General features: G+C 48.7%; 9 protein-coding genes. 3 read left to right on the top strand and 6 right to left on the bottom strand.

What is annotated here, in order from left to right; all coding sequences use genetic code 11:
• Positions 1-8 precede the first annotated feature (8 nt).
• The gene (locus GA520_RS25770; protein WP_163336270.1) at positions 9-3452 is read right to left on the bottom strand and encodes a DUF748 domain-containing protein; all 3444 of its coding nucleotides are present in this window, start codon (positions 3450-3452) and stop codon (positions 9-11) included.
• Positions 3453-3876: 424 nt separating this feature from the next.
• Between GA520_RS25770 and GA520_RS25765 the strand changes: the two genes are divergently transcribed.
• Positions 3877-4638, top strand: coding sequence for a sulfite exporter TauE/SafE family protein (locus GA520_RS25765; protein WP_163336269.1), 762 nt, complete (start codon positions 3877-3879; stop codon positions 4636-4638).
• Between the two features lie 19 nt (positions 4639-4657).
• Here the strand turns inward: GA520_RS25765 and GA520_RS25760 are convergent, their stop codons facing one another.
• A complete protein-coding gene (locus GA520_RS25760) occupies positions 4658-5224 on the bottom strand; it encodes a chalcone isomerase family protein (RefSeq protein WP_163336268.1) in 567 nt (188 codons plus the stop codon).
• Positions 5225-5413: 189 nt separating this feature from the next.
• Between GA520_RS25760 and hslO the strand changes: the two genes are divergently transcribed.
• Together hslO and GA520_RS25750 are read left to right on the top strand one after the other, a co-directional pair.
• Complete coding sequence (hslO, locus tag GA520_RS25755) at positions 5414-6295, top strand: Hsp33 family molecular chaperone HslO (protein ID WP_163336267.1); 882 nt, start codon at positions 5414-5416, stop codon at positions 6293-6295.
• A gap of 103 nt (positions 6296-6398) precedes the next feature.
• Positions 6399-6626, top strand: a complete 228-nt coding sequence (locus tag GA520_RS25750) for a hypothetical protein (protein ID WP_163336266.1) — start codon at positions 6399-6401, stop codon at positions 6624-6626.
• Positions 6627-6642: 16 nt separating this feature from the next.
• Here the strand turns inward: GA520_RS25750 and GA520_RS25745 are convergent, their stop codons facing one another.
• The 4 genes from GA520_RS25745 to aspS form a co-directional block, all read right to left on the bottom strand.
• Positions 6643-8385 (bottom strand): methyl-accepting chemotaxis protein, encoded by a 1743-nt coding sequence (locus GA520_RS25745; RefSeq protein WP_163336265.1) that lies wholly within the window; start codon positions 8383-8385, stop codon positions 6643-6645.
• A 51-nt stretch (positions 8386-8436) separates the two neighbouring features.
• Positions 8437-8880, bottom strand: a complete 444-nt coding sequence (tnpA, locus tag GA520_RS25740; RefSeq protein ID WP_163336264.1) for an IS200/IS605 family transposase — start codon at positions 8878-8880, stop codon at positions 8437-8439.
• 219 nt (positions 8881-9099) lie between these two features.
• A complete protein-coding gene (locus tag GA520_RS25735; RefSeq protein WP_163336263.1) occupies positions 9100-10023 on the bottom strand; it encodes a hypothetical protein in 924 nt (307 codons plus the stop codon).
• A 74-nt stretch (positions 10024-10097) separates the two neighbouring features.
• The gene (aspS, locus tag GA520_RS25730) at positions 10098-11882 is read right to left on the bottom strand and encodes an aspartate--tRNA ligase (RefSeq protein WP_163336262.1); all 1785 of its coding nucleotides are present in this window, start codon (positions 11880-11882) and stop codon (positions 10098-10100) included.
• Between the last annotated feature and the right edge of the window lie 56 nt (positions 11883-11938).

Raw genomic sequence — 11938 nt, 5'->3', positions numbered from 1 at the left:
ATTGCAACTTACTTCTTGAACTCAACCAGCGGATTCGCATCTTCATCGAAGTTGAGGCCCGGATTGCAAATCATTAACCGTGATTCATCAATAGCGAAGTTCTCAACCAGATACTCCTTCACGACCAGAGAGCGAGCTTCACCAAGCTTGAACAGTTCCTTTCTGATCGCCTCGTTACGAAGAATCTCTTGGTTTTCTTCTCTGTCGCTGCTGACGGATGCCAACTCCGTCAACGCGACCTTGGCACATATCGAATAACCATATTCGGGATCGGAATCACCATTCTTTTCCAGATCTTTTGCGATGATCTTTGCCGCCTTCTGGAGTTGTTTAACATGCTTCTCGGTAAGCTCCCTCTCTCCTTTTTCAAACTCAAGCACCGGCAGATTCGTCTTAAGCAGGCCTGTACCAATTTTTGCCCCGAGATAATACATTGCTCCGGCCGGGCCAAGAGCAGTATAGGCCAGATAAGGTGTAACCGCGATACTGATTGCCTTAGAAATCGGGGTCCAGATGAGGTCAGCTGTACCTATACTTACCTCAGAGAGTTTACCCTGAATCGGTACATCAAGATCAACCACGCCCTCGCTATCCTCGAGCATCGCCAAGGCAAGGTTCAGCGGCACCGGAAGCTGGTTGTCCAGTTCCGACGCCAGTTCCCCCTTCACTCCTTCAGTCACAAGATCTTTCAGCACCAGGTTGTTTTTCATGTCAATATTTCCCTCTGCAATCTCGAGGGTTGAGTGAAAATCGAGTACCCCGGAAGGAAAGAAGGCCCCAATGGCTTCAACCACATAGGGTGAAATGTGCAGCATTGAATAATTCCTGAGTGTCACCTTCTGACGTATCGCAAACTCTTTGGCCAGCGGGGCGCATTCTCCCGTAACCTCCAGTGGGGTATACTTGTCGAACCGGCCCTTCAACACATAACTGAAAGGCTGTTCCGGTTTATTCAAATCAATATCACGCGCCGACAGGGTATCCACATCAAAATTGCTGATAAATGTACGGGCCAGGGTCGTATCACTGAACCTCACCGACGATTGTCCTGTGAGGTCAAAACGGTTAATTTTCACCGGGATCCCAACCGCATCCTGAGCTTGATCTTCCTCCGCCTGCACCACCTCTTCACCGGCCTTCGTTTCTTCAACCGGTTTCTCGCCTTCTTCCTTTTTCTCTCGCAGTATGTCTGCGGTCAGGGAGTCAGCAGTTATACTATCACAAACCAGCCCGTCCTCTTTTGAGTACTCCAGTTTTTCAGCAACAAGCTGCCCCAATTTGGCCATCGGCTCAGCACCGCCCCGGGCGATGAAGCGCCCCCCATCAAGAACGATCCGGTCGATGGAGGCGGACATCTCCTTACTCACTGTGATATTCCCTAATTCAATAGCTTCCAGCCCGACCAGAAGAGCTTCCCCTTCCTTATCCATCACCTGCGGTTTTTCCACGACAAAAGAGGTAGCACTGCCGCTCATCAAATCAGGACTTTGAACCTCCCGAAGTGAGAGGACAGGGATCTCCACCCCGACAGGTACAGAATCAGAAGACAGAATTTTGAGCCCCTCGCTGTCCAGGGAATCAGCGATAATACCGCCCGTCCCATCCCCTTTCAGACCGGCTACAGCCACCTGCTCAAGGTGAAGCATCGGCACCGATTTCTGGCTCACTTCCAGCCCTTTTGCCTCAAACCCGGCCTGCCCAGTAAATGCGGGTTTTTCAGCCAGGGTCAATTCAAATTCCGGCAAAAGGCTGACGGAATCCTGATGTACCTGCAAACCGATCTCGCTCATACTCAAATCGGTACCGACAATATCCATAGCCCCGTTGAGCGCAACAAGCTGACTCTTCTCCGCATTTTTCAACGAATAGCCGATATCTCCTTTCCAGGCAATTTTCTCTTGTGCTACCGACATACCGACCATATCGATACCGATGGTATCGATATGAAAATCTCCGCTATAGGCAACATCGAAAATTTCACCGATACCAATCTTCGTCTCTCCCTTGAGTTCGAGTTCGTGCTGGCTGATATCGATCACATCAGGGAGTCGGTAATATGTCTCTTTGCCCAGCAAGGTGCCATCAGTACGCACAGAAGAGCCCTTTTGCTCGCCCCTTCCCAGGATATATTCAACATCACCATCCCAACTTACCAGATCGTTGCCAACCTCCATCAAACCCTTCTCCATTTCCAGGTTGAAAAATGGGGTTCCCACCGACATTTTCCCGTTAACCTTGACAGACAGGTCACGACTCTCGGTACCGGTATCAACCAGTATTTTTCCATTCCAGGAGGTATTACCGGCACCAGTCTTAAAACCATCGGCCACGTAAGTTGTCGGTTCCAGTTCCAGGCTGGCCTCCGTATCGACGAGTACACCGTCCCCAATGGTTACAACAGTCTTACCTGAAATCAGAATATTTGGGTTATCAATATCCAGAAGAGGCTGTGGCATATCAAACGTCACCTTCTCTGCACGCAGGTCACCATCAACAAGGACCTTCATATCCTGTTGCTTCATAGTAAAGGAGGCGACACCGTCATATCCGAACGTCCCTCCTGTGGCCCAACTTTCCCCGCCGACATCACCGTCATCAAGGGAGAGAGATCCATCGTAATGTACCTCGATGTCTGTTGAGTCCTTCATGGTGAACCGCACCTTTGCATCGAGATTTGCAGCACCATCAAAGGGGTGCAACACCTGACCAAGCATGTCCGCCAGCTCTTTTAGCTGAAAGCCGTTCACCACCACACGCCCCTCAACATCCACATAAGGCGCAACGTGTAATTTTGGCAGATCAATGTCCACCTTCGCACCATTCACCGTCCCTTTCAACCTGAGAAGCCCTTCCTCTGTATCCGGATCCGTATTGAATTTTTCAACAAACGCCTCCTGGATAACCAATTCAAGCTTCAGATCCGGCTGTTTGTAGCTGACCTTCACATTTTTAAGATCAATCGCATTGGCCAAAAGAGTCCAGGGAGCTTTTGCTGAAACTTCTTCTACTATTACGTCTTGTTTTGGTTTTTCTCCTGGTGCCGGGAGAGTGAAAGAGGCAATCCTTAAACTGCCGTCTTCATTTTTCGCAATATCGAGAACGATATCTTCCAAAGTCACCTGCTGCAACATCGCTTCCCGTTTAAGAAGATTCCTCAAACCAAGATTGACATATATTGAAGAATCGGCGAATACGGTTTGACCGCCCTGAACAACTTTAACGCCATCAAGCCCTACCACACCTGAGAACGGCATGAATCTCACCCTTTCGATAGTCACCGAATCAGCCCCGTTCTCCTGTAGCCACTTTTCCAGATACAAACGGATTCCCACCGGCAGAACTGCCAGTGTCACCCCGACAAACAGGACCAAAAACAAAAAAACCCGAACGCTTCGACGCTGCAAGAATTTATTTTTTTTAGGCACGTCTACGGATTTATCTGCATCGACCATACTCAACCTCTCACTATTATCGGTATTTTTGGTATTATGGGACCGGAGTTATGGGAAATAACGCTGACTTACACGGGACAATCCTTTTCATCCTAAATTAAAACGGTAACTGATTGTTATCATACCCTTCACATATGCAAATGCAAATGAGGATTGTAATAAATCATGTTTTTGTCAGGATAATTAAAACATCTCTGCATACCAGCTCTGGCCTGTTCAAAAATTAAGCCCAGTCGGTAATCAGGCAATACTGTTTTGAATTTTCGCTGCATATGGTACAAATCTCAGGTTTGCCCGTTTTCCATCAGGGTTCTCCTAAAATAATTTACCTGCCCCCCTATAACTCAGCCTCTTTATCAGAGAAGGGGCTAACTGAAGATGACTGGTTTCAAGCGTCACTGCAGACTGAAGATCGGAGAGGAATGTGAACACTATCTGGGCCACTGACACCTTGTTTCTCATAATTTTTGCCTTTCTGATCGGAGGAATCGTAAAGGGTATCATCGGCACAGGCCTCCCCACCATTGCCCTGGCACTGATTACCGCGACTATCGGCCTAAAGGAAGGTATGGCGATTATCCTGCTGCCATCCATCCTCACCAATATTCGACAGGGATTTTTTGGTGGTGAACTGAAAATTGTAATGAAGAGAAGCTGGTCCTTCTACCTGGCGACCTTCTTCACTGTCTGGATCGGGGCCGCATTTATCCCACACGTCAATATTTCACTTCTCTCAGGACTACTCGGAATAATCCTGATAATCTATGCGGCAATAGGAATTTTAGCTGCCGGAATACCACAACCGGGAGCGGCAGAATGGTGGATGTCACCTTTCATCGGGGCCATCAACGGCATGTTGACGGGACTGACCGGTTCTTCCGTTATCCCGGGCGTACTTTATTTACAAAGCCTCGGGTTACAGAGGGACACGCTGATTCAAACCATGGGTTTGCTCTTTTTTGTATCCACCACAACACTTGCCCTGGCGCTTCAGAAGAACCACCTATTGACCACCGAGCTCCTTCTTGTTTCCGCAATTGCCTTTATTCCGTCCTTTCTGGGAATGCAAATCGGTATCTCTATCCGGAAACGTATCTCGGAAAACCTATTCAGGCAGTTCTTCTTCAGCTTTATGCTCTTGCTTGGCTTCTACATTATCTGCAGGTCACTGATACTGTTTACCTGAGAGCCTGTTTGTATTTTGACTATGAACCACCCAGCAAGTCTGCTTTCAAACCAGAAGTCACTGGTTTTTCGCCCAACCAGATTGCAAATAGTGCATCTGCAAAAGGTTTGCCTGCGATCGTTCCTTTACCATTACCTTTAATGGTAACAGTAGTTCCTTTACCTGGTAGATAATCAAGGACGACCTCATCGCCTTTTTTCACCGTCTCGAACATGCTGTTAAATTCCTTGATCTGGGGTGCGAGTTCAGAGCGTCTGGCATCATCGAGGTTGCCTTCAAATCCCTCATTCCAGGCCCCGATTAATTTGTCTGCACCCACCTCCTCATAAAGAAAATGCATAACCATCCTTTTCTGACCATCATCACCGATAATGGCCAGGGCATCAGATGACGGGTTTTGCAGATACAATTGAGCGATATAGATTTTGAAAAAAAGTTTCGAGCGGATTCCGGCACCGTTCAATTTCAACTCCACACCTTCCTGCCCCTCTACGCTTTCCGCCACTTCCACCCCGGCGATTTGCCGCGACCAGGCCGTACTGCACAAAACGAACACCAGCATAAAACTAACAACTAATCGAGACATGTGATACCTCCTCCTTGAATATGCACCATTGCACTTTACGTAAAGATCAACTCACATATCTTTTATATACCCGATTCTGCATCCGTGGAAAACATATTATGAAAAATCTTCTGTTTGCCCGAGCGAAGAACCGTGCTTATAAAATGACCAGTCAGGAACATCCCCTCTATAATCTCAGTTGGAAAAACAATGACCGATATACTTCACCGGGTAATAGCAGATTCAGGTAATGTCTTTGGACTGGCCTGCGACACCACTCTCCTCGTCAACGAGGCATGCCGCCGACACGACACCGGTCCGACGGCAGCGGCAGCCCTTGGCAGGGCACTGACAGGTGCCGTCCTGCTCTCTGCCCTTTTAAAAGATGGGCAATCCGTCCAGCTCAAGTTTGAAGGCTGCGGACCTATCAAAAAAATCATCACCGAAGCAGGCTACGATGGCTGGGCCCGTGGCTACGTTGGAAATCCACAGGCCGATGTACCGCTTAAAAACGGCATGGTCAATGTGGCAGCAGCAATCGGCAGGGCCGGTTTTCTGACTGTCACCAAGGATATCGGCCTCAAACAGAAATACCAGGGCACAATACAGCTCTACACCGGTGAGATAGGTGAAGATATTGCTTACTACCTGCTCGAATCCGAGCAGACCCCCTCGATAGTGGCTCTCAGCGTCCAACTCAATAAGGATGGTTCGGTTGGGGCAGCAGGTGGTTACCTGGTGCAGGCACTCCCACCGGTAGATGAAACGATTCTGACCAAGCTTGAAGCACGGGTACAGGACATCCCTTCAATCTCCGACCACCTCCATACAGGTAAAGGTGCGTCGGAAATGCTCGCCACGCTTTTTGCTGATATCCCCCACCACGCCACCGGTACAACAGGTCTCGACTATACATGCAGCTGCAACAGGGAGAAGATGGAGGGAGCGATCATATCCCTTGGTACAGAAAGTCTGCGGGATCTCATCGCGAAAGAAGGAGGTGCTGAGGTCCAGTGTGAGTTCTGCCGGGATTATTACTCATTTTCAAAATCCGAGCTGACTACAATCATAAACAGGCTTGAAAAACATTAAAAAAAAGTGCGGAAACATTTTTTTTTTAAAGGGGGTACTCACTCTGTGATACCCCGGCATGGATATACTCCTTTGCATAAACAGCCGCAAAGGAGGACACACCATGCAAATCATCTCTGGCCTTACCCAAACTCACTGTGCGTATAACGAACGTCGGGCAGCCTCAGCACGTAACCTCGGCAAACGTCTTGCCAAAAGGTTTCTCAGCAAGGATAACCTGACTCAACTGAAAAACGGGGGCATAACCGTGCTGTCAACCCTGGCCGTGGGCTCGCTGTTCCTGGCAGGAACCTATTTCTTTCTGGTGCAACTCGCCGACTACGGCTGGTAATACCTGCAAGGTTGCTTTACTGAAGCAACACCTTGGGATCAAAACCGATAATCATTGATCCCCAGTGGCGCCCATCAACGAAAATAGGTAACGATAAATCATTGAGAACTTCTCCTGTATCGCGTTTATAGGTCTGCAGGAGCATTGGCTTGGTATGTGAGCAGCGGCGCTTCTCAGTTTTATTGTTCTGATAAATCCGCATGTGACGACTGTACAGTAAATCATGTCCAGGATCACCAGTCATTGGTTGGGAGAACTGGGAATGATGGGTCGGCAGGTAGCCGTTTTTATCAATGGCCAGACAATAGATACCACCCTCGATTTTAGCCAGACTCTCATCACTGACCTGTTGCAACCTTCCATTGGCCGGTTCGGTAAAAGCAGTTTCATACTTCTGCGGCTCCGTATTGGGAACCTTACGGTAGTTATTGTCAAAGATATTAACGCCGGCTTTCTTCATTGCCTCAAGCTCCGCCTGCAAATAATCACGGGTCTCGAAAGCCCTGGAGATCATTGAATCAAACGCTCCTTCTCCGGTCCGGAAGGTTGCAACCATCTCCAGCATTTTCTCGGTTACTGTACTCAACTTTTCTACCGATGACTTTGAGACATCCATCTCTTCGGATATCTTACCACTCAGGTTCGTTATCCCCTCAACTTTCTCGGTTACCTGGTCATTGTTGGTGGAGAGCTCCTCGATAGCAGCAGCAATTTTCATCAATTGCTCATTTGCATCCTCAAAATCGTTCATCATCAGGTTAAAGTTTTCTGAAGCTTCAGAAACCGTGGTATTGGTCTCTGAAGCGTACTTACGGATTCCCGTGGTTTCCTCCTGGGTTCTTTCAACAAGGGTAATCATTGAATTGATATTCCCGGTAATCTCCTCAGTAGCCGGTTTAATCCGTTTTGCCAGATCACGCACCTCTTCTGCCACAACTGCAAAGCCCTTCCCATGTTCGGCAGCCCTGGCTGCCTCTATCGTTGCATTAAGGGAAAGCAGGTTGGTCTGTTCGGCGATATCATTGATAATAGAAACAGCCTGGAGGATATGACCTGAACTTTTACCAAGTTCCTCAACTGTTTTGCTGAAAGACTCTACAGAGACATTGATCTGCCTTGTCTTATCGGTAACATCAACAAGTTCCTGGTAGGAACTCTGGGCCATTTTAAGGTTCTCCGAGGTTTTATCCGCGACATACTGGGCCGATTCAGAGACCTCGGCTATCGCACTGTTGGCTTCAATGCTGGCAGTGGATACTATTTCGGAGATATCTCTTTGCTCAGCGGTCTTATCGGCCGTATCTTTCACTGAGGCAGCAACGGCAGCTGCGTCCACGGCAATATCTATCCCAATTTTCCGAAGTTCCCCTACAAGATTACGCATGGAGTCCAGAAAATCGCTGTACTTCTTCCTCACCTGCAGGGTTTCCTCCCTGCCTTCTCGAAGATCCGGTGCAGACAAGTCCATACCGCCCGCTTCAATATCGGCAAAAACAGCACTGATCTCGTCCACAGTCTCAGTCATGTTCTGCTTCAACCCGGAAATAAAGACCAGACCAAGGACAAGGGAAAATAGAACAAAAAATGCCGTCAAGCCAAACATCAGCAGACGTGAGGAAGGCACCACAAACGCCGTCGAAAGTGCGATAAGGCTGAAGATGTTACAGACCAGAAGCAGCCATACCAAGCCGCTAAGTTTGCTGGAATAAGTGGGAAAAAGACGGGAGAGAAAACGGACAGAAAAAGACGATTTTGACATGAGTGACCTCACACAAGAAACTAAACAACCCTCGTCTTTAAGACGAGGGGTTCAAGAGGGGTCGATTGGAAATCGACTGTTGTCGGCATTAACCGGTTCACCCTCATGCTCTTCAATATACTGTTGAATCATCTCATCGGTTATGTTGCCTGAACTCACGGCAAGGTAACCTCGAGCCCATAAATGCCTGCCCCAAAATTGCTTTTTTAGGTGGGTAAATTCGGACAATAGGACCCGCGAGCTGATTCCTTTTAACCATTGAACGATTTTACTTATATTCTGGGTCGGTCGATACCCTATAAACATATGAACATGATCGCTCGCTACTTTGCCAGAGATCACTTCAAGTTCATGTTCATATGCAATTTGCCTGAGGATATCACGAGTGCGCACAGCAACTTCACCCTTCAGTACCTTTTTTCGATACTTGGGGATCCAAATTATGTGCACCTTCAGGTCTGTTTTTGTATGAGATCCAAGTCTGTAACGTCGCATAGCGACAATTTTAATCTTCTCTTCGCCTAAAGGCGAGGGGTTTCAACCATCCCCGACGGGGACACTAATAAGAGAGGTGGGATATAGAATAACAACCCCGGTAACTTCCCCTGGCTGTTAATTCATGTATATACTTCCCACCCACGCTACTCACAAGTAAAAAAACTGCATCAGAAGCAATATGATCATCAGTCCATACAGAAGCAGAACCCCACGCCCCTACCGACGAGCGCCCCCGTCCCCTGCTCTGCTTCGTGCAGATACAATGAAAAAACATAACCATCCTGATACGACCAGGGCAAGTCCAACTATTGAAGCTATCTCCCTCCGCCCTGCCGGGTGAAGGTGGTACGCTGACACCTCGATTCTATAAGGAGTTGTGAAACGACCTTTGATGGAGATCACTGAGGAGTTGAGGCCTTGTACCAGGCCATCGACCTCAAAAAGCTCGTCATTAAAGTTACGCAACAGGACCCTGTCCTTTTCCACCAGCAACAGGGCACGGTCAAAAGCTACCAACTTTCCCGTGCGTTTCTGCTTGTCACGCAGTGTTGCAATAGAGTAATTGTTCGCTGCCAGCATCTCTTCCCTGAAAAGAAACGGCATTCCAAGATAGGCCGCCAAACAAAACACGGCCGCAACCAGTGACAGATATTTCCTGGTCAAACCGGATGAGGGAGAAAGTAGAAACATCCTCCACTTAAGCAGGACATAGGTAAGCCCTAAAGCGGTCAGGCCGATTGTTATAGCCGATTCCGGCCAATAGAAACCGAACGAGATGACTTTCCAGCTAAATGGTGCCGCCAACAAGATCCCGTTTGCCCATTTTATCTGGGTAGCATCAAAAAGCAGGTGCAGCAGGCAGCTGACAGACAGAATCAGATAGACGAAACCGGTACGACGGGTAACCAGGGACAGACCTGCGGAAAAGATGAGACAGAAAAAAAGTGAACTCTGCACACCCGAGTAGAGATAGAGTTCATACCGGTCAAGATCGGGCAGCAGGACATGAACGACTCTCTGCATGATCCAGGGAATATCCGGAATCACACAGCCAAGGTAGATCCACTTCAGATCCGCCTTTTTTGTGAGACTCCGGGTCAATATTCCCTGAATTCCAAGATGGGCAAGGGTGTTCGGCATCTTACCGGTATAACAAATGAAAAAGGCCGGAAAAGGTTATACCCTCTACCGGCCTGTAAAGAGCTCTATACCGTTTATTCCTTCCAATCCGGCCGCAGATACAATTCGGTCAGCTGCTTTCTGCTAACACCGGCAGGTGCTTCGGTGAGCGGACAGGTCGCCTTCTGGGTTTTCGGAAAAGCGATAACGTCGCGGATTGAGCTGGAACCGGTAATCAGCATAAGCAGTCGGTCAAGCCCAAAGGCGAGACCACCATGAGGCGGCGCACCCATCTCAAGTGCCTTCAACAGGAAGCCGAACTTGTCATTGGCCTCCTCTTCCTCTATCCCTAGTGCATGCAGGACCCGGGCCTGGACATCACTTTGATGGATACGGATTGAACCACCACCGATCTCGGTACCGTTTAAGACCAGGTCGTATGCCCGGCTGTATACCGCTCCCGGATCGGATCCGAGCATTTCAAGATCCTCTTCCCTGGGTGCGGTAAACGGGTGATGAAGGGCCTGGAACCGTTTATCTTTCTCATCGTATTCCATTAATGGGAAGTCGGTCACCCAGATAAAATTGAACTGGTCGGACTTCAACAGGTCGAGACGTCTCGCCAGCTCAAGTCTCAGTTCAGACAGGTACTGGAAAACCACCGCCTTCTGGTCAGCACCAAAAAAGAGAACATCGCCTTCCTCTGCTGCCAGTTCTGTATTGATAGCTGCACGCTCTTCATCGGTAAAGAATTTGGCAATTGGCGACTGCCACTCACCTCCCGCCTTCATCTTGACCCAGGCAAGCCCCTTGGCACCAAACTGCACTACATATGCGGTCAGATCGTCGAGATCCTTACGGGAGAAAGTGGCACAACCTTTGGCATTGATTGCCCTAACAGTTCCGCCTCCGTCAGCGATCGACCTGAACACCTTGAAGGAACAGAATTTTGCAATCTCAGTGAGATCAATAAGCTCCAGCCCGAACCGGGTATCAGGCCGGTCAGTACCAAAGCGTGCCATTGCCTCATCGTAGGGCATCCGGTTAAAAGGCGGCTGAAAATCAAGTCCAAGTGTATCCTTGAATAATTTGGCAATCATACCCTCTGTGATCTCGATCACCTTCTCCTCATCTACAAAGGAGAGCTCCATATCGATCTGGGTAAATTCCGGCTGTCGATCAGCGCGCAGATCTTCATCACGAAAGCATTTGACGATCTGGTAATAGCGATCCATACCAGCAATCATCAGTAATTGCTTAAAGAGCTGTGGAGACTGGGGCAATGCATAAAACTTTCCGGCATTTACCCGGCTTGGGACAAGATAGTCCCGGGCACCTTCCGGAGTCGAACGGGTCAGCATCGGGGTTTCCACATCCAGAAAACCTTCATCATTCAAGTATGTGCGGATTGACTGAACCGCCTTATGGCGCATAATGAGGTTGGCTGCCATCTCCGGACGACGCAGATCCAGATAGCGATACTGCAGGCGCAAATTGTCCGACACCTCCACATCTTCATCAAGTGGGAAGGGAGGAGTCTGGCTGGTATTGAGAATTCGCAGTTCATCCACCAGCACCTCAATCTCACCGGTGACAAGTTTCGGGTTAGCCATATCACCAGGTCGTGCGGACACAGTACCCTTCACGGCCAATACCCACTCACTCCTTAACTGGTGCGCCTTGACATGTGTTTCCGGATTAGTATCCGGGTTAAACACCACCTGGGTCAACCCTTCACGATCACGAAGATCGATAAAAATAACCCCGCCATGATCACGCCGGCGCAACACCCAACCCATGAGTGTTACTTCTTCCCCAATATTCTCTTTTCCGAGCACATTACATGAATGTGAGCGAACCATACTTCCCATTGATTCCATAATTACGTCTATATCCAATTAAATTGCCCCATCTGCAAGCTATGGGGAGTATACAT

The sequence above is a fragment of the Desulfopila sp. IMCC35008 genome (assembly GCF_010646885.2).
GTDB lineage: Bacteria > Desulfobacterota > Desulfobulbia > Desulfobulbales > Desulfocapsaceae > Desulfopila.
This window is presented reverse-complemented; position numbering and strand designations above follow the sequence as displayed.

Coding starts and splice junctions, on each gene's coding strand:
- GA520_RS25770 (WP_163336270.1), bottom strand. CDS start 3,452: ATGGTCGATGCAGATAAATCCGTAGACGTGCCTAAAAAAAATAAATTC.
- GA520_RS25750 (WP_163336266.1), top strand. CDS start 6,399: ATGCAAATCATCTCTGGCCTTACCCAAACTCACTGTGCGTATAACGAA.
- aspS (WP_163336262.1), bottom strand. CDS start 11,882: ATGGAATCAATGGGAAGTATGGTTCGCTCACATTCATGTAATGTGCTC.
- tnpA (WP_163336264.1), bottom strand. CDS start 8,880: ATGCGACGTTACAGACTTGGATCTCATACAAAAACAGACCTGAAGGTG.
- GA520_RS25735 (WP_163336263.1), bottom strand. CDS start 10,023: ATGCCGAACACCCTTGCCCATCTTGGAATTCAGGGAATATTGACCCGG.
- GA520_RS25745 (WP_163336265.1), bottom strand. CDS start 8,385: ATGTCAAAATCGTCTTTTTCTGTCCGTTTTCTCTCCCGTCTTTTTCCC.
- hslO (WP_163336267.1), top strand. CDS start 5,414: ATGACCGATATACTTCACCGGGTAATAGCAGATTCAGGTAATGTCTTT.
- GA520_RS25760 (WP_163336268.1), bottom strand. CDS start 5,224: ATGTCTCGATTAGTTGTTAGTTTTATGCTGGTGTTCGTTTTGTGCAGT.